This is a genomic window from Sinorhizobium sp. Y406, from assembly GCF_058732025.1.
Window position 1 is genome coordinate 1,753,848 of sequence record NZ_CM178974.1, and the last position, 22,383, is coordinate 1,776,230.

Genomic DNA, 22,383 nt, shown 5'->3' on the forward strand with positions numbered 1-22,383 from the left:
GAAATGGAAGCCTGTATATTTTCACATTTCATCGATAATTTATTGACAAATCGTCGTCAAGACGCAATTAATTCGATGTCAGCAGTCGATCTGCAAAAAGGGGAACAAATATGAGGACCATGATCTCGGCCGTATTCGCGGCCACCGCGACATTCGCCACCGTTGCACAGGCGGAAACCTGGGATATGCCGACACCCTATCCCGACGGCAATTTCCATACCCAGAACATCCGCCAATTCGTCGAGGATATCAAAACCGCGACCAATGGCGAGCTTACGATCAATGTCCATTCCGGCGGTGCGCTCGTGAAACCGACCGACATCAAGCGTGCCGTGCAGAGCGGGCAGGTCCAGATCGGCGAGGTGCTCCTCTCCTCTCTCGGCAATGAGGACGTCGTCTTCGCTTTCGATTCCATTCCCGGTCTCGTCTCGGATTATGCGAGTGCCGAAAAGCTGTGGCATGCTGCGCAGGCTACCGTCAAAAGGCACCTCGAGGAGCAAGGTCTGGTGCTGCTTTACTCTGTTCCGTGGCCGCCGCAGGGCGTCTATTCCAAGGAGGCGCTCACGTCGCTTGGCGACCTGAAGGGGCTGAAGTTCAGGACCTACAATCCGGCAACGGCCCGTTTTGCGGAGTTGAACGGTGCCAACCCGGTCACGGTTCAGGCTGCCGAGGTCCCGCAAGCCTTCAAGACAGGTGTGGTCGACGCAATGATCACTTCCGGGGCGACTGGGGTCGACAGCCAGGCCTGGGACTATCTGAGCTATTACTACGACCTGCAGGCCTTCCTGCCGCAGAACATGGTGTTCGTCAGCAAGGACGTCTTCGACGGCCTCAGCGAAGAGACGCGCGAGGCTGTTGTGAAAGCGGCGGCCGAGGCCGAAACGCGCGGCTGGAAGCAATCCGCCGAACTGAATGAGGGCTACAAGAAGACCATGGCTGAACACGGCATCCATGTGGAGCCGCCGTCGGAGGCCATGGCCAAGGAGCTTTCGGCTATCGGCGACACCATGACTGCCGAATGGATCGAGAAAGCCGGCGAGGATGGCGCGGCGATCATCGACGCGTACCGGAAATGAGGCAACAGGCCGGAGCCATCTGCTCCGGCCGCTCTTTTTCCGCCTCTACGATTCAATCTGGCTGGGAGCGTTGCCATGACGAGTCCATTCGCGCTGCTTTATCGGCTTGCTGAGATGCTGGCCGCAATCTCCATGATCCTCATTCTCCTGCTCGTCGGCGGCGGCATCGTTCTGCGGACCGCGGGCTTTCAATTGGCCGGAAGCGACGACCTGGCGGCCTACTGCCTGGTCGCGATCTTCTTCCTTGCACTCGGCCCCACCTATCGACACGCAGAGCATATTCGCGTCGGGCTTGTGATCGACAGGCTGCCCTCCGCCGCCAGGAAGCCGCTTGAATGCCTCCTGACCGTTCTTGCGGCCCTTTGCACCGCCTGGGCGACCTGGTGGCTTGGGCGTCTCGTCTATGACTCGCATCGCTTCGGCGACGTCGCCCAGGGGCTGCTGCCCGTGCCCCTCTGGATACCGCAGCTTTCCATGGTGGTCGGAGCAGCCATTCTCCTCGTCGCTCTTCTGGAGGACCTCGTGCGCTGCGCGCGCGGACTGAAGCCCAGTTATTTGGAAGTTTCCGACCAGACCGCGGACGACCAACCGCTGTTCGAGCGCTGAGGTGGCCCCATGGATCCTGTTTTTGCTGGAATCGTCGTCACAGCCTTTCTCCTCATCATCCTTGCGGGCGGACTTTGGATCGGCATGGCGCTGGCGGCGGCCGGCTATGTCGCCATGGCCCTTTTCACGAGCCGGCCTCCGGGCCTTCTCTTCGGCACGACGCTCTGGGGCGCGAACAATTCCTGGGCGCTGACGGCCCTGCCGCTCTTCATCTGGATGGGCGAGATTCTCTTCCGCACCCGACTTGCCGAAGACATGTTCAAGGGCCTCGCTCCCTGGGTGCAGCGGGTGCCGGGTCGGCTGCTTCACACCAATGTCGTCGGCTGCGCGATTTTCGCCGCCATCTCCGGATCATCCGCCGCAACCGCGGCAACGATCGGAAAGATGACGATCCCGGAATTGCGACGCCGCGGCTACAGCGACTTCATGATCGTCGGTTCCCTGGCCGGCTCCGGCACGCTCGGCCTGCTCATTCCGCCTTCGATCATGATGATCGTCTACGGCGTTGCAGCCCAGGTTTCGATTGGTCGCCTGTTCATCGCGGGTGTCGTGCCGGGTCTCTTCCTGATGTCGATCTTTTCGCTGATTGTCGCCGTCTATGCGCTGTTGAAGCCGAACCGCATACCGGCGCGGGAGCCGATCATGCCGCTCATGGAAAGAATTTGGGAGTCGCGACGCCTCATTCCGATCCTGATCCTGGTGCTTGCCGTGCTCGGCTGCATCTATGGCGGCATCGCAACGCCGACGGAGGCCGCCGCCATCGGCGTGACCGGCGCGCTCGCTCTGGCGCTGGTCGGCGGGGGCCTCGACCGGCATACCTTCTGGACGAGCGTGGTCAGCGCGACGCGCACCAGTGCGATGATCGGCCTCATCCTGTCAGGCGCCGCCTTCCTGTCGACCGCCATGGGATTCACCGGCCTGCCGGAGCAGTTCGCCGACTGGATCGTCTCCATGCAATTGCCGCAGCCCGCGCTCATCGCTGCGCTGGTCTGCATTTTTCTGGTCATGGGCTGCTTCATCGACGGGATCTCGATGATCCTGCTGACGACATCCGTGCTGCTTCCGGCCGTCGAGGGTTCGGGCATCGATCTTCTCTGGTTCGGCATCTTCGTCGTCCTGCTCGTCGAGATCGCGCAGATCACGCCGCCCGTCGGTTTCAACCTCTACGTCCTGCAATCCTTGGCAAACCGCAGCATCGGCTATATTGCCCTTGCGGCGCTTCCGTTTTTTGCGGGGCTGCTGGCCCTGATCATGTTCATAACCGCGGTGCCCGACCTCGTTCTGTGGTTGCCCGGCCAGATGCTTGGACAGAATTGATGAGTGAAGAAAGAGCTGAAATCGGACCGATCGTTTCCTCCGGCCATCTGGCAAGAGGCGCCTTGCCGGCGCTCTCAGAAGTCGAATTCGGCATCATCATGCTGAGCCACGCCTTCGACCGTTGGATGGTGCGCTGCATGGCGGCGGCTGGAGTGGCCGATCTTTCGCCGCTGGACGTGCTCGTCCTGCACAACATCAACCACCGCAACAAGGGCAAGACGCTGGCGGATATCTGTCTCGTGCTCAACATCGAGGACACGCACACCGTCGCCTACGCGCTCAAGAAACTGGAGCGACTGTCACTCATCGAAAGCGGGCGGCGCGGCAAGGAAAAGCTGGCTCTCATCACAGCAAAGGGCCGCGAAGTCTGCGAGCGCTATGCGGCGATCCGCGAGGAGCTTCTCGTCAAGTCCCTGCTGGCGACCGACGTTTCGAGCGAGACCCTGTCGACGGTCGCAGCTCGCGTCCGGGCCCTATCCGGTCACTACGACCAGGCGTCGCGATCGGCGGCATCCTTGTGAACGGCCCCGGGCTTCTCAGGTCGCCGCAGCGATGAAAGAATATAGGAACGGGGCGGCTTTTGGCCGCCCCGTTCGCGTTTTTCCCGATAGAAACGATGCCGCTCAGCCGTTGAGCCCGCTGCCCCATGGCCCGTGATGGCTGTCGGCGCCGTCGACGCGGTCGAAGCCGTGGGCACCGAAGAAATCGCGCTGTGCCTGGATCACGTTCGCCGTGCCGCGGCCGCGGCGATAGCTGTCGAAATAGCCGAGCGCCGAGGCGAGCGCCGGCACCGGTAGGCCGCCGAGCACCGCCGCCGAGACGATGCGGCGCAGCGCCCTGTCGGTTTCCTTGACCAACGCCGCGAAGGCCGGCGTGACGATCAGGTTGGCGGCATCCGGCGCCTTGGTGAAGGCCGAAGTGATCTCGTCGAGAAACTGCGAGCGGATGATGCAGCCGGCGCGCCAGATCCGGGCGATCGTCGGCATCGGCAGGCTCCAGCCGAATTCCTTCGAGGCGGCCGACATCACGGCAAAGCCCTGCGCGTAGGCGCCGATCTTGGCGGCGAGCAGCGCATTCTCGAGATCCGTGATGAACGCCGCCTTGTCGGCGACCTGGAATTCGCCGACGGATGGCAGGCCGAGGATCTTCTCAGCCGTCTCGCGCTCCTCCTTCATCGAGGAAATGCTGCGCGCCGCAACGGCGGCCTCGATGCCGGTCGCGGGCACGCCCATGGTCTGCGCCTCGATCGCCGACCACTTGCCGGTGCCCTTCTGGCCCGCCTTGTCGAGGATCATGTCGACCATCGGTTTGCCGGTGAGCGGGTCCGTCGCCTTCAGCACCTTCTCGGTGATCTCGATCAGGTAGGAATTGAGCCGGCCCCTGTTCCAGGTGCCGAACACTTCGCCGATCTCCTCGGCCGTCATCCTCAGGCCGTCGCGCAGGATGCCGTAAATTTCGGCGATCATCTGCATGTCGGCATATTCGATGCCGTTGTGGATCGTCTTCACGAAGTGGCCGGCGCCGTTCTCGCCGAGCCAGGCGACGCAGGGCTCGCCGTCATATTTCGCGGCGATCGAGGTCAGCACCTCTTCGACGCGCGCGTAGGACTCCTCCGTGCCGCCGACCATGATCGAGGGTCCGTGGCGCGCGCCCTCCTCACCGCCGGAAACGCCCATGCCGATGAAGGTCAGGCCCGTATCTTTCAAGCTGTCGAAGCGACGCATCGTGTCGCGGAAATTGGCGTTGCCGGCATCGATCATGATGTCGCCGCTCGCCAGATGCGGCTTCAACGCCTCCATCTGCTGGTCGACGGCCTCGCCCGCCTTGATCATGATGATGATCGGACGCGGCGGACGGATCGCAGCGACGAACTCCTCGATCGTTTCGCACGGGACGATCCGGCTCTTGAGTTCCCCGGCATCGGCATGGAACTTTCGCGTCGTCTCGACGGTACGGTTGAAGACCGCGATCCTGTTACCCTTCTCCGCGATGTTGAGCGCGAGGTTGGCCCCCATGACGCCGAGGCCGATTAGGCCGATTTCCGCCTGTGACACGTAATTGCCTCCATTGAACGCGTGGGCCCCGCATAGAGCGCCGCGGCGCATGCGTTCTGGCCCTTCGAATTGATCTGCGCATGCCGCTCACCCGAGGACAAGGATGGAGTGGGGCACGCGACGGCGGAGGTGTTTTGGCATTCAAATCGATTTACGACAAGCTTTTCCTCACTGGGCAGAACCTCGTGGTGAAGACCTGTCCGATGCCCGAAGCGGAGCGTAGCTCAGGGCGAGTGAGCAGCCTACTTCTCGCTCGCGTGGAGCAAGCTGCGCCAGAAGCGATCATCTTGAATGTGGTTCGCCATGACCAAAAAGGGGCCGCTAAGGGAATGTCCGGATGCGGAAGCGTTGGCGAAACTTCCAAACAAGAGACCTGAACGGGGGCCGCAAACCTGCCGATCGGTGCCGCCGGGCGCGAGATTAAGCCGGGACATAGGTCAACCTGATCACATCCTCGCCAATCCGATCATGACTCATGAGGTGCAGTGGCGGCCGGGGTCCGGCGAAATATGGCTTGCCGTGACCAAGCACGACGGGGTGCAGGTAGATGCGATATTCATCGATCAGGCCAAGCTCGGTGAGGCTTTGCGCCAGGTCCGGGCCAGCAACTTCGATCTCCCCGTCGCGCTCGGCCTTGAGCGCGCGGATCGCGCCCTCGAGATCCTCCTCAACCAGCCTGGCGTTGGGGCCGACAGCCTTCAATGAGCGCGAGACGACCCATTTCGGCTGATGGCGCCAGGCCGCCGCGAAGGCGTGTTGATCTGCATCCCATTCAGGATGGTCGTCGTCCCAGTAACGCATGACTTCATACATTTTGCGCCCGTAGAGACTGCCCGCCTGCCCCTGAGCCTCCTCGATGAAGTGGCGGAAAAGCGTGGCGCTTGGCGCAAACGCCATATGATCGACGTAGCCGTCCAGGGACTGGTTCATTCCGAACACGAGCTTAGCCATACTCTCATTCTCCTCCCAAGGTCGCGACCGAAGCGCAGTATTCTCCGCGCCAGGACGCAGTCAAATTCTCTGGTGCCCGCCCGGTCCGCCCTGCCGGCTTAACGACCTATACGGTACCGGGTCGCCACGGCTCGTGCTCGTGCGCGAGCCAGACCAGCTCGGGGTCGAGCGCGCGCACCCGCAGCTGGCCTTCGGTGTGCGGCTCGTCAAGCTCGCCAAACCAAACCGCCACATCGCCGCCAGCGACGATCGGGCGCCCGTCGGTCTCGACGACGACGACCTGCATGCCGTCCGTGTGGCCCGGCGCCGGCACGAGCCGGAGCCCTGGAAGCAGATCGAGTTCGCCGTCGACCGGCACATATCGCACGCCGGGCGCATCGATCCACGCGCGAATGGGGTACTCATCCTCGTCGCTGTGGGCGTCGTCGAGTTCCCGACGTTGGACGTAGATCGGCTTGTCGGCAAAGAGGTGGTTGCCGCCGCAATGGTCCGCGTGCAGGTGTGTGTTGACGACGATGTCGATGCCGGCGAGGTCGAAGTCCTGCTGGCTCAAGGGATAGAGGCGGGGATCGAAGGCGGCCACCAACGCCGGGTGCAGCTCCGTCATGCCGGTGTCGACCAGTATGCGCGCGTCGGGATGGTCGATGACGTGCACGTAGACCGGCATCACCGCGCCCTCAACGTGCAGGTCGGCAACGAGGATCGGCGTGATGGTGATTGAAGCGTGAGGGTTCATCAATTCATCTCCGTTCAACATTTACCCCGCAGCCGGCAAAGCCGCACGTTGCCGATGAAGTGGCGGAAAAGCGAGGGACTTGGCGCAAACGCCGGGATGGTCGACGTAGTCGTCCAGGTTCATCCGCAGTTCTGATTGCTTAACGCAACCGGTTACAGGCTAGATCAACTGATCTTATATTGCAATCAGTTTTTGTGACGCGCGCTCAGCCTAGGCTCGGTGAGAGGAGCAACAGACCCGCGAAACGGCTTAAATGGGAGAATGGCGGTCGGGCCGGTTCCCTGCCCCGCGGAGAAGGAGCTCAAATCCCGCCGCAGACGGTGGCACGGACATCCGTCGCAAGCCACGACCGCTTGATTGTCCGGACATTGCTGACGCGACCATTCCCGAGGCGGATTCAGGAAACCTCCTGTCGGGCCGATAGCCGCGATCACCAAACCGCGTGCCGGGTGCCAAACGTCAGGATTTCACCTATAGCGTAGCGCGTCTTTTCAGACGGGTCCGATTCCCGGGCCGACGTCTTCCGGCTTTCCGTTCCCATCGTCGAGAACCCGCCAGGACGCGCCGTCGAGATCTTCGTATTGGCCGCTCTTCAGCGCCCAGAGGAAGGCGGCGAGGCCGAGCCCGCCCAGGAAAAGCGCGATGGGAATGAGATAGACGAGCGTGTTCATCGGGCGTCCCCGGCCGGCAGTAGCGCCGCATGGATCGGCGCTCGTCGTTGAGGTTCGCTGAAAAGCCCGCCTCTCAGCCGCAATGCGTTGGCGACGACGATCACCGAGGAGGTGGACATCGCGATTGCGGCGACGAGCGGCGTCGCATAGCCGAGGATCGCGATCGGAACCGCAACGAGGTTGTAGCCGATCGCCAGAGCGAAATTCTGGCGGATCAGCCGGCCGGCCCGGCGCGAGGTCTCGATCGCGAAGGGAACGGCCGTCAAACCCTGGTGCATGAAGACGAAGTCGGCGGCCTGGCGGCCGACATCGGCCGCGCTTGCGGGCGCCATCGACACATGGGCGGCGCGCAGCGCCGGCGCGTCGTTGATGCCGTCGCCGACCATCAGGACCCGATGTCCTCCCTCGGCCGCAGAGGCGCAGGCCTCGACCTTGCCGCGCGGCGACAGTTCCGCGATCCAACGCCTGATGCCGAGCCTGCGGCCGGTCTCGGCGACGACCGGCTCGCGGTCGCCGGAGAGGATGCCGGTTTCCAGCCCGATCGCGTGGAGTTCCGCGACGCTGTCCCCAGCGCCCGCACGCAATCGATCCTCGAAGCGGAAAGAGGCGAGTTCCCGCCCCTCAAGCGAAAGCACCGCTTCCGATTGGCGGCTCGCTTCGCCGGCGCAGCCGCAGGCAAAGGCGCGGCTGCCGAGCCGGTAGACGCCCTCCTTCGTGTCCGCCTCGATGCCCGCGCCGGCTATCTCGCGGATTTCCCCCACAAGCGGCACCGCCGCACCGGCGGCATCATGCAGTGCCCTCGCGATCGGATGGCGCGAATGCGCTGCGAGTGCCGCGGCAATCGCCATCGCCGCCGGGGCGATCTCGTCGGCATTCACAAGCCGCGGTTCGCCGATCGTCAGCGTACCGGTCTTGTCGAAGAGCACCGTATCGATCTCGGCCAGGCGTTCCATGGCCGAGCCGTCCTTGACCATGACGCCGCCCTGGAAGAGACGCCCGGCCGCGACCACCTGCACCACCGGCACCGCGAGGCCGAGCGCACAGGGGCAGGTGATGATGAGAACCGCGACGGCGACCAGCAGTGCATGGCGCACATCGCCCTCGACGAACATCCAGCCGATGAAGGTGAGGAGCGCCAGGAGATGCACCGCCGGCGAATAATAGCGAGCGGCGCGATCGGCGATCCGGCGATAGCGCGCCCTGCCCCCTTCTGCGGCCTCCATCAGCCCCATGATCTCGGCGAGGAAGGAATCGCGGGCTGCCGCCGTCGCCTCGAGAGTGAGCGGCCCGGTAAGGTTGAGCGTGCCCGCCTGGATCAGGTCGCCGACGCCGACCGCTACCGGCGCGCTCTCGCCATTGACGACGGACCGGTCGAGGTCGCTGGCGCCGGAGAGCACGCGCCCGTCGACGGGAATGCGCTCGCCCGCCGCAATCATCAGGCGTTCGCCGGGCCGGATTTCCTCGACGGGCCGGTACTCCCGGCTGCCGTCGGCGTTGACCACCATCGCACCGCGCGGCGACAGGCGCGCCAGCCCGCTGATCGCCGAGCGTGCCCGCCCCCGCATCATGTGGTCGAGCGTGCGGCCGATCAGCAGGAAGAAGAGCAGCGTGACCGAGGCATCGAACCAGGCATGTTCGCCATGGCCGATCGTCTCATGGAGCGACATGCCATAGGACAGCGTCACCGCAAGCGCGATCGGCACGTCCATGTTGGTGCGGCCATGTCGGAGCGCGTTCCAGGCGGACTGATAGAAGAAGCGTCCGGCGTAGACGAGCGCCGGCGCCGCGATCATGGCCGAGATCCAGTGGAAGAGATCGCGCGTGGCCGCATCCGCCCCCGACCAGACCGAAACCGACAGCAGCATGATGTTGGTGGCGGCGAAGCCGGCAACGGCGACGGCCCGGATCAGCTGCTTCAGAACGGCGTCGCCCTCCTCCTCACCGACGGCGAAGAGATGCGCCTCGTAGCCGCGATCACGGATAGCGCGGGCGAGTTCGCGCGGGTCCGTGCGCTTGCCGGCAACCTCCTCCTTCCAGACGATCGAAACGCGCCTCGAGGACAGATTGACCCGGGCGCGCTCCACCTCCGGCTTTGTGCGCAGCGCGCCTTCGATCGCGGTGATGCAGGCGCCGCAATGGACACCCGGCACGCTCAGCTCCGTCTGGCGTAACCCGCCTCCGAGGGACCGGCTCGCAAGCCAGAGCTCCTCGGAGGCGGGCAGCCCCAGCCCCCGCTCGGGTTCCACAACGGTTTCGACACCCGGGGCGCAGCAACTCATGGGGCGTCTCCCGGTGCGATGAAGCGAATGGCCTGCCGGTAGACGACCTCTTCTCCGGCCATCGCCGTCAAATCGGCGATCCATTGTCCGGCCTTGAGAGCGGACGCGGCGACGAACACGCCCTCGCCCGCCCGTTCGAACTCGACGCCAACGTCCTCATGCTCCTCGACCGGACGCTTCAGGATGGCGACGACCCTGTCCGCCTTCCGCTCCGGCTCGCCCTTGCGGGTAAGCGTGTAGCGAAGGGAGTCGTTTCCGGGCACCAATTGCCCCTTGATCCCGCTGTCGGCAAAGGCGCGCGTCTCGGCCACCTTGCCGTTGAACTGCTGGCTGGCAACGTAGGTGTTCTCCACCACCAGACCGCTCCAGCTGCGGCTCGCGTTCCAGGCCATCACCAGATTGATCGAAATGATCGTGCCGAAGAACAGGGCCATGACCGCGAGCATATGCCAGCCGGTGAACACGCGGGGACGGTCGGTGCGTATCTTGCTCATCGTTCGGCTCCCGGCTGGTTGAAGTTCGCCTGGTAGATGTCGCGCTCGTGGCTCGAGGGATCCTCGACGACGAGCGAGAAACCGTCCTCCGCCTCGGCAAGGCTGTCTTTCGGCAGAGTGACGAAAACCTTGAGCGGTGTGACCTTGTCCGGATCGACGGCAATGGTGAAGCTGCGGCCGTCCCCGGTCGCCTGATCGGCAATGCGCATGCGCGCCGACGGCATGCCGTCGATCGAAAGCGTGATGTTGCGCTGCTCGGGAATCATGTTGAGCAGCTTGACCATGTAGCCGTTGCGCACCGAACCGTCGGACTCGACGACGAATTGCGGGTTTCGGTCGTGCAGTACGTTGAGTTCGAGCCGATCGCGCGCCATCAGTGCGTAGAGCATGGCGATGCCGACCAGGGTCCAGACGCCGAAATAGAGGAGGACGCGGGGTCGGAGGACGATCCGCCAGTTGAAATGCCTGACCTTGTCGGTGAATGCGCCGTTTACGTTGCGCAGGCGCGTCGGATCGATCGCCGCCCTGCCATTGTCGGTGGCAAGCGCCATATTGGCAGCGTAGTCGCTGAGCGTCGCATAGGAAATCAGCCCCCGTTCGCGGCCAAGCTTGTCCATGACGCCGTCGCAGGCATCGATGCAGAGCGCGCAGGTAATGCATTCGAGCTGCTGGCCGTCGCGAATGTCGATGCCCATCGGGCAGACCGCCACGCAGGCGTTGCAGTCGACGCAATCGCCGACCACCTCACCGGCCGCCGCCGCCTTCTTTGCATGACGCGAGCGCGGTTCGCCACGCCAGTCGTTATAGGTGACGACGAGCGAGTTCTCGTCCAGCATCGCCGCCTGTATACGCGGCCAGGGGCACATATAGGTGCAGACCTGCTCGCGCATCATGCCACCGAAGACATAGGTGGTGAAGGTCAGGACGCCGACGGTGATATAAGCGACCGGCGGCGCCTCCAGTGCGACGAAGCTCTTGAGCAGCGACGGCGCGTCGGCGAAATAGAAGATCCATGCGCCGCCGGTCGCAACGCCGATGACCAGCCAGATCGCATGCTTGGCGATGCGCTTGCGGATCTTGTCGAGCGTCCAGGGTCCGGCATCGAGGCGCATGCGCGCGTTTCGGTCGCCTTCGATGAAGCGCTCGACGACCAGGAACAGATCGACCCAGACGGTCTGCGGACAGGTATAGCCGCACCAGGCGCGGCCGACGGCGGAAGTCACGAGGAAGAGGCCGAAGCCGGCCATCACCAGAAGACCGGCGACGAAGAAGAACTCCTGCGGCCAGATTTCGATGAAGAAGAAATAGAACCGGCGGGAAGCCAGATCGACCAGGACCGCCTGGTCCGGCGCATGCGCGCCCCGGTCCCAGCGGATCCAGGGTGTCAGATAATAGATGCCGAGCGTCACCAGCATCACCAGCCACTTGAACCGGCGGAATTGGCCCTCGGCCCGCTTCGGAAAGATCTTGCGGCGTTTTTCGTAAAGCGGCTTGCGCACGCGCGCCGCATTGACCGGCTCGGCCTCGAAAAGCTCGACGGACTGCGATTGATTGACCGATTGAGGCTGCATCTACGGGAATTCCCAAAGTATTCAGATCTATCGGTCCGACTTGTGCCCGATCGACCGCCCCCAAGCCTTGATCTGCGTCAAGTTTGCGCCCGAATGCCGCATGGTGCGTCGAAACGCCCTCATGGACCGAGACCGATTGCCGCCGAACGGAGGGCGACCTGTACGACTCTTTGCGCGCTCGAAGCCCCACCCTCTTGCAATTGTAAAAAAAATATCGTTATCTAATGCCTGATGAAAATTTTTGGTCATACGCAGCCGACCTCGGAGCCGAAGAGACCTGCATGGCAAAAGTCCCGGACAATCTCTCCGTTGCCCAGCGCATTGCGCGAACCGCACTGTCGCCGTCGCATCGCCAAATCGCCGACTATGTCCTCGAACAGCCGCTGAAGGTCGCGGCAATGCCGATCGACGAGTTGGCGGCGAAGGTCGGGATATCGGTGGCGACCGCCAACCGCTTCGCCCGGGCGTTGGGTTTTGAAGGATATGCGCAGTTCCGCGCCGCGCTGGTGCTCGGCTTCGAGTCAGCGCTGGCGCCGGTGGAAAGGCTGCGGAGCAAGCTGGAGCAATCTGCCGACGCGATGGACGTCTTCGCGGCGACGCTCGCCGAGATGATCCGCAACATCGAAAGGACGCGCGACGGCCTGGATGCGGCGGAATGCGCGCGTGCCGTCAAGGCCATCCTTGACGCAAAGCGCGTGTTCGTCGTCGGTTTCGGCAGCAGCAGCTGGCTTGGCGGCCTTCTGGCACGCAATCTCGATCTTTATTGCGAGAATGTGCAACTGCTGGCCAGCGTGGAAGGATCTTCCCACGCCGCGAGAGCAATCCACCGGCTGAGACCCGGCGATCTGGCGATTGCGATCGCCTTTCCGCGCTATCTTTCCGACACGGTTCTGTTGGCGCGCCGCGCACGCGAAGCGGGGGCGGAGCTGCTGGCACTGACCGATGGCGCCAGTTCTCCGCTCGCCGCGCTTGCGGATATCAGGCTCTATGCAAGCACTGACAGCCAATATTATGCCAATTCCGAAGCAAGCGTTCTGGCGCTGATCGAAGCGCTGAGCAGCGCCGTGGCCCATGCCTCCGAGCGTTCGGTGAGGGCCGCTGCGCAGGTCGCCGAAGCCGTGCTGCCCTGGCTGCATGGAGGCCACTCCGGCCGAGTGCGTCCGGTAGGCGACGGACCGGCCCCAAAGAGGCACGCTCCAGCAGCCTCATCCCCTAAAAAGGAGAAAGAATGAGCCCAATCCGACCCGTGGTCGCCATTCATGGCGGCGCCGGCACGCTAAGCCGGGCAGCCATCGATGCCGAGCAAAAGGCCCGCTATCATGCTGCCCTTCGCCAGATACTTGCCGAGGCACAGGAGGCACTTGCCGCTGGCGCTACTGCAGTTGACGCCGTTACCCTCGCCGTGCAGCGGCTGGAGGACAGTCCGCTCTTCAACGCCGGGTTCGGCTCCGTCTTTACCGCTGCGGCCACCCACGAACTCGACGCAGCGATAATGGATGGTGCAACGTGGCGTGCGGGCGCGGTTGCCGGCGTCAGCCGCATCCGCAATCCCGTCCTTGCGGCACGTGCGGTGATGGAACAGGGCGAGCATGTGCTGATGGCCGGCGCCGGCGCGGAAAGCTTCGCGCACGATCTGGGAATGGAGACAGTTGAGCCGCACTATTTCTCCACGGACTTCCGCCGGAGTCAGCTCCACCGCGCCCAGGGTACTTCAGCGATCGTTCTCGACCATGATGGCGGTGCGCCGCTCTCCGAGGACAAGAAATTCGGCACGGTCGGCGCGGTCGCACTGGACATGCATGGCAATCTCGCCGCTGCCACGTCCACAGGCGGCATGACCAACAAGCGGCCGGGCCGCGTCGGCGACACCGCGCTGATCGGCGCGGGGACATACGCGGACAACCGGACCGCCGCGGTTTCCTGTACGGGGACCGGCGAAATGTTCGTTCGCGCTGCCGCCGCTCACGACCTTTGCGCCCGCATGGCCTATGGCGGCGCCAGGCTGGACGATGCCGCACGGCAGGTGGTGATGGAAGCGTTGCCGGCCATTGGCGGGCGCGGTGGCCTGATCGCCATCGACGCGAAAGGCAACGTCACGCTGCCCTTCAATACGGAAGGCATGTATCGCGGCTACGCCCGTGCCGGCGAGCCGCCCTGCACCGCGATCTTCGAGGATCCATCAGATCCACCCACCCCGTGATCAATCGAGTCTGTTCATGTCCTCTTCAACAGTCGAAATCGCTCCGGATTCTGCCCACCCACCTGGCCTGGCGGACAACCGCGTTCTATCTGTCGATGACCTGTCGGTGCGCTTTTCCACCTCGGAGCGAACGGTGGAGGCGGTACGAAACGTCTCCTTCCACGTCGATCACGGTGAGACGCTGGCAATCGTCGGTGAATCCGGTTCGGGGAAGTCCGTCACCTCACTCGCCATGATGCGCCTCGTGGAACATGGCGGCGGCCGCATCACCGCCGGCAGCCGCATGCTGTTTCGTCGTCGCTCCGGCACGTTCTTGGATCTGGTCACTGCTAGCCCTGCGACGATGCGCGCCGTTCGCGGCGCCGATATCGCGATGATCTTTCAGGAGCCGATGACCTCGCTTAACCCGGTCTTCACGGTCGGTGACCAGATCGGCGAATCGATCCGTGTGCACCAGGGCAAGAGCGCAAGTGCGGCACGCGCCGAGGCGTTGCGCATGCTGGACCTGGTGCGCATTCCCGAGGCGCGCAATGTGCTCGACCGGCATCCGCATCAGCTCTCCGGCGGCATGCGCCAGCGCGTGATGATCGCCATGGCACTGGCCTGCAAGCCATCGCTGCTGATTGCCGATGAGCCTACCACGGCACTGGACGTTACGATCCAGGCGCAAATCCTGCAGCTTATCCGCGAGCTGCAGGCGGAAATGAACATGGGCGTCGTGTTCATCACCCACGACATGGGCGTTGTCGCCGAGATTGCCGACCGGGTCTTGGTCATGTGCCGCGGCATCAAGGTGGAGGAAGGATCATCGGAGACGGTGTTTTCGGCACCGCGCGAACCTTATACCCGCGCTCTCCTGTCCGCCGTGCCCCGCCTCGGCGCGATGAAGGGCACGGATTTGCCGCGCAAATTCGAGCTTCTGCGTGTCGAGGCTGCCAGTCCGCCGACCGAAACGCCGCCACAGAATACGCTGCAGCCGGATATTGCGCCGATCCTGCGCGTGAAGGATCTGGTGACGCGCTTCGACGTGCGCGGCGGTCTTTTCAATCGTGTGACCCGCCGGGTCCATGCGGTCGAAAAGGTCAGCTTTGACCTGCGCCCCGGAGAAACGCTGGCTTTGGTGGGCGAGTCGGGCTGCGGCAAATCCACCACAGGCCGTTCCCTATTGCGTCTGGTGGATAGTGAGGACGGCGCCATCGAGTTCGATGGCCGAAACATCCTCGACCTGGCCCGCGGCGAATTGCAGGCACTTCGGCGCAACATCCAGTTCATTTTCCAGGACCCGTTTGCTTCGCTCGATCCGCGGCTCACCGTCGGCTTTTCCGTCATGGAACCGCTGCTGGTGCATGGCGTGGCCCGTGGCGCGGCGGCGCGGGAGCGCGTCGCATGGTTGCTGGAGAAAGTCGGTCTGTCACCGGCCCATGCCCAACGCTACCCGCACGAATTTTCGGGTGGGCAGCGCCAGCGTATCGCCATTGCCCGCGCGCTGGCTCTCAATCCCAAGGTGGTGATCGCCGATGAGGCAGTCTCCGCATTGGATGTGTCGATACAGGCGCAGATCGTCAATCTGATGCTCGACCTGCAACGCGAGCTCGGTGTCGCCTATCTGTTCATTTCCCATGACATGGCGGTGGTCGAGCGTATCAGCCACCGCGTCGCCGTGATGTATCTCGGTCAGATCGTTGAAATCGGCCCGCGGCGGGCGATCTTCGAAGACCCGCAACATCCCTACACGCGCAAGCTGATGTCTGCCGTACCCGTCGCGGATCCGGCGCGGCGACATGTGCGCCGGCAGCTGATGTCCGATGAGATCCCAAGCCCCGTTCGCGCCCTTGGTGACGAGCCGAAGTTGGAGCCGCTTTGCGAGGTTTCTCCCGGCCATTTCGTCGCCCGTCATCCGATCGGTGTCTTCGAATGACCAATCCCAGGCTTTCCCCGTGCCGTCAACTTAAACTGGAGTCGTCTTATGAGAAATGGCAGTCCTAGCATGCGACATTTGTCTGTCGCCGCCGGCCTCGCGGCCTTGTCGATGATGAGCGCCACTGTGCCGGCGTTGGCCGCGAGCAACGTGGTGCTGGCCATCGGTGGCCAGCCTGAGACGCTTGATCCCTACAACACCAACACCACGCTCACGACGGCGGTCACCAAATCCTTCTATCAAGGCCTCTTCGAGTTCGACAAGAATCTCAAGGTGCGGCCAGTTCTCGCCGAAAGCTATACCGTTTCGGCTGATGGTCTCGTCTACACGTTCAAGCTGCGCGAGGGCGTCAGGTTTCATGACGGCACCGATTTCGACGCCGAGGCCGTCAAGGTGAACCTGGAACGCGTGCTGAACCCTGAGAACAAGCTGGCGCGCTTCAATCAATTCAATCGCATCGACAAGGTTGAAGTCGTCTCGCCCTTCAGCGTACGCGTCACTCTGAAGGAACCTTTCAGTCCCTTCGTCAACTCACTGGCCCATGCCTCGGCGGCGATCATCTCGCCGGCCGCGCTCGCCAAATACGGCAGCAGGGACATCGCCTTTCATCCGGTTGGCACTGGCCCCTTCGTGTTCGAGGAATGGCGGCAGACCGATTTCGTCAAGGGCAAGAAGTTCGACGGCTATTGGCGCGCGGGCTATCCCAAGGTGGACGGTATAACCTGGAAACCCGTGCTGGAGAACAACACGCGTGCGGCCATGCTCCAGACCGGCGAAGCCGATTTCGGCTATCCGCTGCCCTACGAGCAGGCAAGCGCTCTGGAGGCCAGCGACAAGCTGAACGTGGAAACCGGCCCGTCGATCATCACGCGTTATGTCAGCTTCAACATGCTGCAGAAGCCCTTCGACGATATCCGCGTGCGCCAGGCGATCAATTACGCCATCAACAAGGAAGCTCTCGCGAAGGTGGCTTTCGGCGGCTTTGCTGCACCGGCCGAGGGCGTTGTGCCGCAGGGCGTGCTCTTCGCCCACAAAATGGATCCCTGGCCCTACGACCCGGCGAAGGCCCGTGCACTTCTGACGGAATCCGGCTATCCGAACGGCTTCGAGTCCGTGCTCTGGAGCGCCTACACCACGACGACTGCGCAGAAGACGATCCAGTTCCTCCAGCAGCAATTGGCGCAGGTCGGCATCAAGGTCCAGATCCAGGCTCTGGAACCGGGCCAGCGCACCGAGTGGATCCAGTCCGCCCCGGACCCGAAGACAGCCAAGGTGCGCATGTACTATGCCGGCTGGTCGTCTTCGACCGGCGAGGCCGACTGGGCGCTGCGCCCGCTGCTATCCACCGAGGCCTGGCCGCCGAAGCTCAACAACACCGCCTATTATAGCAACGAGGCGGTGGACGGCTTCATCGCGAGCGCACTGAAGTCGGTCAAGGACGAGGAGAAAGCCGATCTTTACCGGAGGGCCCAGGAGCAGATCATGAAGGATGCTCCCTGGGCGCCGCTGGTGACCGAGAAGAACCTCTATGCCACCGCAAAGCGCCTCTCCGGAGTCTACGTCATGCCTGACGGCAACATCGATGCCGGAGAGATCGCCGTTTCCGAGTAAATGATCAGCCGGCGCGCGCCGACGGGCTCGACGCGCGCCGGTCCTGATCCGCCTTCGTCCCTACAGCGCCGGCGTCTTATCAGACGCGCAAAGGTCGTTGTAGCACTTTGAATTGCTGCATGTCTTTGTCCTTTGATCGAGGTCGATTTAAGGAGACATGCAAGCAGATCGGGTATTCGCGAAATGCTGCAGTATTTCCTGAAACGGCTGATGGGATTGGTTCCCACCTTGTTGATCGTCTCGGTGCTGGTGTTCCTCTTCGTGCACATGCTGCCCGGCGACCCGGCGCGCCTTGCTGCCGGACAGGACGCCGACGAGCAAACCGTGGCGCTGGTGCGCAGCGAACTCGGCCTCGACCGGCCATTGCCGCAGCAGTTCGTCACATTCTTCGGCCACATGCTCGAGGGCGACTTCGGCACATCGATACGCACACGCCGTCCCGTATCCACCGAGATTGCGGAACGGTTCATGCCCACGCTTCTGCTCACCTTGGCCAGCATGGTCTGGGCGGTCGCTTTCGGAATGGGCATCGGAATTATTTCCGCCGTCTACCGTAACCGCTGGCCGGACCGGCTCGGCATGACGCTCGCCGTGTCGGGCATCTCCTTTCCAGCATTCGCGCTGGGCATGCTTCTGATGCAGATCTTCTCAGTCCAGCTCGGTTGGCTGCCTACCGTCGGCGCGGACACCTGGAGACACTATGTCCTGCCGTCGCTGACGCTCGGCGCGGCCGTCGCAGCGGTCATGGCCCGCTTCACACGCGCCTCCTTCGTCGAGGTGATCCAGGAGGATTTCGTCCGCACCGCCCGGGCAAAGGGCCTCAACGAGCGCGTCGTGATCGCCAAGCATTGCCTGCGCAATGCATTGATCCCGGTCGTCACCATGATGGGCCTGCAGTTCGGGTTCCTGCTCGGCGGCTCGATCGTCGTCGAGGCAGTATTCAACTGGCCGGGTCTCGGGCGTCTGCTGGTCGATGCCGTCACGCAACGCGACTATCCGGTGATCCAGACACTTGTCCTTCTGTTTTCCCTGGAGTTCATCCTGATCAATCTCGTCGTCGACCTGCTCTACGGTTTCATCAATCCAACCATTCGCTACAAGTGAGCCACCAATGACTCAGCTCGTTTCGTCCGATTCCCGCGCTGTCGCGGCAGCAGAGGCCGTGCGCACGCCATGGAGCGAATTCTGGCGTAAATTCCGCAGGCAGCCGGTGGCGCTCGCAGCGCTCGCCTTTGTGGCGCTGCTTGTGCTTCTCGCCCTGCTGGCGCCGGTGATCGCGCCCTACGATGCGGAGAATTATTTCGATTACGACCAGATCAATGCCGGCCCCTCATGGTCGCACTGGCTCGGGGTCGATCCGCTCGGGCGTGACGTCTTCAGCCGCATTCTTCTCGGTGCGCGTATTTCGCTGGCGACCGGGCTGCTGTCGGTGGCACTCGGCGGGTTGATAGGAACGGTGCTGGGATTGCTCGCCGGCTACTACGAAGGATGGTGGGACCGCATCGTCATGAGAATTTCCGACGTGCTGTTCGCGTTTCCCGGCATTCTTCTGGCGCTCGGCGTCGTTGCCATCCTCGGCAGTTCCATGGTCAATGTGGTGGTCGCTGTCTCGGTCTTCTCCGTGCCGGCCTTTGCGCGCCTGGTACGCGGCAATACGCTCGTGCTGAAGCGAATGACCTATATCGAGGCGGTCAAGAGCATCGGCGCCTCGGATTGGATCATTCTCGCACGCCACATTCTTCCGGGCGCGATTTCGTCCATCGTCGTTTATTTCACGATGCGGCTCGGCACCTCGATCATCACCGCCGCCAGTCTGTCATTCCTCGGCATGGGCGCGCAGCCGCCGACACCCGAGTGGGGCGCCATGCTCAATGATGCGCGCGCCGACATCGTGAATGCTCCCCATGTGGCGCTGTTCCCGAGCCTTGCCATCTTCCTGACGGTGCTGGCATTCAACCTGCTCGGCGACGGTCTGCGCGATGCGCTCGACCCCAAGATCGATCGCCGATGAAGGTGCTGCGGTGAGTGCTCTTCCCGTTGCGCCACATATCGGAACGCTGGTCGCCGGCCCCCGGAATGCAATCACCGATGTGCCCGGCGTCACCGTAGGTCATGCGACCCTTGCTCAGGGTCCGATCCAGACCGGTGTGACCGTCGTGCATCCGCACCAGGGGGATCCCTATCGCGACCGCGTTCCAGCCGCCAGTGCGGTGCTGAACGGGTTCGGCAAGAGCATCGGCCTCGTGCAGGTGCATGAACTGGGCGTGCTGGAAACACCGATCGCCCTCACCAACACTTTTTCGGTGGCCACCATTGCGCAGGCGCAGATCCGTCAATGCGTGGCCGCCAATCCGCAATGCGGTCGACGCTTGCCGACGGTCAATCCACTCGTCTTCGAATGCAATGACGGTTACTTGAACGACATACAGGCGATGGCTGTCGCAGAGCAACACTATCTTGACGCCTGCGTCGCCTGCGGTCTTGCCGTTGCCGAAGGTGCGGTGGGCGCTGGCCGCGGAATGTCGAGCTTCGGCGTCAAGGGCGGCATCGGCACGGCATCTCGCCGCGTGATGGTCGCAAGCCGCGCCGAGTTCACCGTCGGCGCGCTCGTCTTGTCGAACTTCGGCAAGCCGGCACAGCTTATCCTCGCGGGCCGCAGCATCGGCCAGGAACTGGCGGGACGGCTCGCCGCCGCATCCGCCGGCGAATCGGAGAAAGGCTCCATCATTCTTCTCATCGCGACCGACGCTCCGCTCGACGCACGACAGTTGCGCCGGCTCGCGCTGCGCGCGGGGGCAGGCCTTGCCCGGACCGGCTCGGTTTTTGGCCACGGCAGCGGCGACATCGCGCTCGCTTTTTCCACGGCCTACACGCTGCCGCAGGATCCTGGCCGTCCCATGCCGGACGTCGCAATGCTGCATGACGCATGGCTCGATCCCTTGTTCCAGGCCGTCGCCGACAGTGTCGAACAGGCCATCATCCATTCGCTGTTGCGCGCCGAAACGGTGATCGGCCGAAATGGTCACCGGCGCGCGAGTCTTCTCGAGCTGATGCCCGGCCTCATCCCCCTGTTTTCAGAGAAATCCTCATGAAGATTCTCATTTCCGTCGACATTGAAGGCGTTGCCGGCGTCTATCATCCCGAGCAGACTCGTCCTGGCCATGCCGAATACGAGCGTGCGCGCCTTCTGATGACGCAGGAGGCCAATGCCGCCGTGGCCGGCGCTTTCGAGGCAGGCGCGACGGACGTTCTGGTCAATGACTCCCATGCCGGTTTTCGCAACATGCCGGCCGATCACCTCGATCCGCGCGCCTCGGTCGTTCAGGGCAAGCCGCGTTATCTGGGCATGATGGCGGGCGTTGAAGACGGGGTGGATGCCGTCTGCCTGATCGGCTACCATTCGCGCGCCCATGGCCGCGGCATTCTCGCACACACCATCAACAGCTTTGCCTTTGCTCGCATCGAATTCAACGGCATCGAACTCGGAGAGGCCGGCATTTACGGAGCGCTCGCCGGCGAATGCGATGTCCCTGTCGTCATGGCGTCCGGTGACAATGTTTTCATCGCCGAAAATCGCGAGCTCTTTCCGCAAGCCGTCTTCGTGGAAACCAAGCGCGCCAGTGGCTGCAACAGCGGCACAAGCCTTTCTCCCGCGCGTGCGTGCCAAGCAATCCGGGAAGGCGTGGTGCAAGCCCTCCGCCACCCGAAGTTGGCGCCGCCGTTCAGGCTTCCCGGTCCCATTGACGCGCGCATCCGTACCCAAACGCCGGCGCTGGCCGATTTGTCTTGCCAGTGGCCCAGTCTCGACCGGCTTTCCGGCGATGAGGTCGGTTTCACCGCGCCGACGGTGCAGGCGGCCGTGCGCATCGTCAACTGCCTGTCGGCGATGTCGACCATGCTGCGGTGACGGCGGATGCCGACAATCCCGTGAGCGCCGACAGGAGCCTGCCTGGTCCCGAGGCGTATACTTTTCCAGAATCACCTTTCACCGGCAAAGAAGAAAGTCTGCCCCATGACAGCTGCATCTGAGACCCGCATGGTTTATGTCAGCGGAGCGTTCCTTCCCATCGAGGAAGCCTCCATTCCCGTTATGGACCGGGGCTTTCTCTTCGGCGATGGCATCTATGAGGTTACAGCAGTGATCGCGGGTCGCCTCGTCGACAATGAGGCACATCTCCAGCGGCTCGACCGTTCCTTACGCGAGATCGATATTCCCAATCCACATTCATTGGGGACCTGGACGGCAATCCAGAAGGAGTTGGTTGCGCTGAACGGCCTTACCGAAGGATTGATCTATATTGAGGTGACGCGTGGTGTCTCCGAGCGCGATTTCCTCAGCCCAGCCGATTTGAAGCCGACCGTGGTCATTTTCACGCAGGCAAAACCGGTACGCACCAACGCCACCCTGGCCAAGGGCGCTCAAGTGATCACTTTGCCGGATCTGCGCTGGGCACGGCGGGATATCAAGTCGACTTCACTGCTGGCGCAGGTGCTGGCGAAACGCTCCGCCGCTGCCGCGGGCGTCAGTGAGGCGTGGATGGTGGAAGACGGCATGATCACAGAGGGGGCCTCGTCAACCGCCTTCGTCATTACGCCAGCCGGCGAAATCATCACGCGGCCGCTCTCCCATGCGGTGCTGCCAGGGGTCACCCGTCGCGCGATACTCCGTCTGCTGGAAGAGAGGGAGCTGACATTCGTCGAGCGGCCCTTCAGCGTGGAAGAAGCGCTGCAGGCGCGCGAGGCGTTCTTCACGAGCGCGTCCACCATCGTCATGCCGGTGGTCACCATTGATGGCCACCCAATCGGCGACGGTACCCCCGGGCCCCTGGCTATGCAGTTGCGCGATCTCTATATCGAGGCCGCCCTCGATTAGACCGTATGTTCACGGGATGAGCGTGG

Annotated in this window: 20 protein-coding genes; 13 read left to right on the forward strand and 7 right to left on the reverse strand. The window is 63.3% G+C overall.

The genetic code is table 11. The annotated features are described in order from the left end of the window. Positions 1-110: 110 nt before the first annotated feature. The 4 genes from AC4P1R_RS08390 to AC4P1R_RS08405 all read left to right on the forward strand — a co-directional run bounded on the left by AC4P1R_RS08390 (position 111) and on the right by AC4P1R_RS08405 (position 3,520). The gene (locus AC4P1R_RS08390; RefSeq protein ID WP_069458344.1) at positions 111-1,076 is read left to right on the forward strand and encodes a TRAP transporter substrate-binding protein; all 966 of its coding nucleotides are present in this window, start codon (positions 111-113) and stop codon (positions 1,074-1,076) included. A gap of 75 nt (positions 1,077-1,151) precedes the next feature. Then, a complete protein-coding gene (locus AC4P1R_RS08395; RefSeq protein WP_069458343.1) occupies positions 1,152-1,682 on the forward strand; it encodes a TRAP transporter small permease in 531 nt (176 codons plus the stop codon). 9 nt (positions 1,683-1,691) lie between these two features. Next, positions 1,692-2,999 (forward strand): TRAP transporter large permease, encoded by a 1,308-nt coding sequence (locus tag AC4P1R_RS08400; RefSeq protein WP_492177667.1) that lies wholly within the window; start codon positions 1,692-1,694, stop codon positions 2,997-2,999. Then, positions 2,999-3,520 (forward strand): winged helix DNA-binding protein, encoded by a 522-nt coding sequence (locus AC4P1R_RS08405; RefSeq protein WP_069458341.1) that lies wholly within the window; start codon positions 2,999-3,001, stop codon positions 3,518-3,520. Before AC4P1R_RS08400 ends, AC4P1R_RS08405 begins: the two co-directional genes overlap by 1 nt. 102 nt (positions 3,521-3,622) lie before the next feature. Here the strand turns inward: AC4P1R_RS08405 and gnd are convergent, their stop codons facing one another. The 7 genes from gnd to ccoG form a co-directional block, all read right to left on the reverse strand. Further along, entirely contained in the window at positions 3,623-5,053 is a 1,431-nt protein-coding gene (gene gnd, locus AC4P1R_RS08410; RefSeq protein WP_492177668.1) for an NADP-dependent phosphogluconate dehydrogenase, read from the reverse strand. A gap of 420 nt (positions 5,054-5,473) precedes the next feature. Continuing rightward, positions 5,474-6,004 carry a dihydrofolate reductase family protein gene (locus AC4P1R_RS08415; RefSeq protein WP_492177669.1) on the reverse strand — a complete coding sequence of 177 codons (531 nt, stop codon included), beginning with the start codon at positions 6,002-6,004 and terminating at the stop codon, positions 5,474-5,476. A gap of 106 nt (positions 6,005-6,110) precedes the next feature. Continuing rightward, positions 6,111-6,740, reverse strand: a complete 630-nt coding sequence (locus tag AC4P1R_RS08420) for an MBL fold metallo-hydrolase (RefSeq protein ID WP_492177671.1) — start codon at positions 6,738-6,740, stop codon at positions 6,111-6,113. A 491-nt stretch (positions 6,741-7,231) separates the two neighbouring features. Then, entirely contained in the window at positions 7,232-7,411 is a 180-nt protein-coding gene (ccoS, locus tag AC4P1R_RS08425; protein ID WP_492177672.1) for a cbb3-type cytochrome oxidase assembly protein CcoS, read from the reverse strand. Next, positions 7,408-9,690 carry a cation-translocating P-type ATPase gene (locus AC4P1R_RS08430; protein WP_492177673.1) on the reverse strand — a complete coding sequence of 761 codons (2,283 nt, stop codon included), beginning with the start codon at positions 9,688-9,690 and terminating at the stop codon, positions 7,408-7,410. Before AC4P1R_RS08430 ends, ccoS begins: the two co-directional genes overlap by 4 nt. Then, entirely contained in the window at positions 9,687-10,184 is a 498-nt protein-coding gene (locus AC4P1R_RS08435) for a FixH family protein (RefSeq protein ID WP_492177674.1), read from the reverse strand. Before AC4P1R_RS08435 ends, AC4P1R_RS08430 begins: the two co-directional genes overlap by 4 nt. Next, positions 10,181-11,755 (reverse strand): cytochrome c oxidase accessory protein CcoG, encoded by a 1,575-nt coding sequence (ccoG, locus tag AC4P1R_RS08440; protein ID WP_069458337.1) that lies wholly within the window; start codon positions 11,753-11,755, stop codon positions 10,181-10,183. The genes AC4P1R_RS08435 and ccoG overlap by 4 nt, the downstream gene beginning before the upstream one ends. Positions 11,756-12,036: 281 nt before the next feature. Between ccoG and AC4P1R_RS08445 the strand changes: the two genes are divergently transcribed. The 9 genes from AC4P1R_RS08445 to AC4P1R_RS08485 all read left to right on the forward strand — a co-directional run bounded on the left by AC4P1R_RS08445 (position 12,037) and on the right by AC4P1R_RS08485 (position 22,357). Then, positions 12,037-12,987, forward strand: a complete 951-nt coding sequence (locus AC4P1R_RS08445) for a MurR/RpiR family transcriptional regulator (RefSeq protein ID WP_492177676.1) — start codon at positions 12,037-12,039, stop codon at positions 12,985-12,987. Continuing rightward, positions 12,984-13,955, forward strand: coding sequence for an isoaspartyl peptidase/L-asparaginase family protein (locus tag AC4P1R_RS08450; RefSeq protein ID WP_492177677.1), 972 nt, complete (start codon positions 12,984-12,986; stop codon positions 13,953-13,955). The genes AC4P1R_RS08445 and AC4P1R_RS08450 overlap by 4 nt, the downstream gene beginning before the upstream one ends. Before the next feature lie 16 nt (positions 13,956-13,971). After that, entirely contained in the window at positions 13,972-15,873 is a 1,902-nt protein-coding gene (locus AC4P1R_RS08455; protein WP_492177679.1) for a dipeptide ABC transporter ATP-binding protein, read from the forward strand. A gap of 69 nt (positions 15,874-15,942) precedes the next feature. Next, on the forward strand, positions 15,943-17,484 hold the full coding sequence (gene gsiB / locus AC4P1R_RS08460; RefSeq protein ID WP_492177680.1) for a glutathione ABC transporter substrate-binding protein GsiB: 1,542 nt from the start codon (positions 15,943-15,945) through the stop codon (positions 17,482-17,484). 183 nt (positions 17,485-17,667) lie between these two features. After that, entirely contained in the window at positions 17,668-18,588 is a 921-nt protein-coding gene (gsiC, locus tag AC4P1R_RS08465) for a glutathione ABC transporter permease GsiC (protein WP_492177681.1), read from the forward strand. A 7-nt stretch (positions 18,589-18,595) separates the two neighbouring features. Next, positions 18,596-19,495 (forward strand): glutathione ABC transporter permease GsiD, encoded by a 900-nt coding sequence (gene gsiD, locus AC4P1R_RS08470; RefSeq protein WP_492177682.1) that lies wholly within the window; start codon positions 18,596-18,598, stop codon positions 19,493-19,495. A gap of 10 nt (positions 19,496-19,505) precedes the next feature. Then, positions 19,506-20,576: a DmpA family aminopeptidase gene (locus tag AC4P1R_RS08475; RefSeq protein ID WP_492177683.1), complete on the forward strand. Its 1,071-nt coding sequence runs from the start codon at positions 19,506-19,508 to the stop codon at positions 20,574-20,576. Further along, positions 20,573-21,391: a M55 family metallopeptidase gene (locus tag AC4P1R_RS08480; protein WP_492177685.1), complete on the forward strand. Its 819-nt coding sequence runs from the start codon at positions 20,573-20,575 to the stop codon at positions 21,389-21,391. Before AC4P1R_RS08475 ends, AC4P1R_RS08480 begins: the two co-directional genes overlap by 4 nt. 129 nt (positions 21,392-21,520) lie before the next feature. Beyond that, complete coding sequence (locus AC4P1R_RS08485; protein ID WP_492177686.1) at positions 21,521-22,357, forward strand: D-amino-acid transaminase; 837 nt, start codon at positions 21,521-21,523, stop codon at positions 22,355-22,357. Positions 22,358-22,383 lie beyond the last annotated feature (26 nt).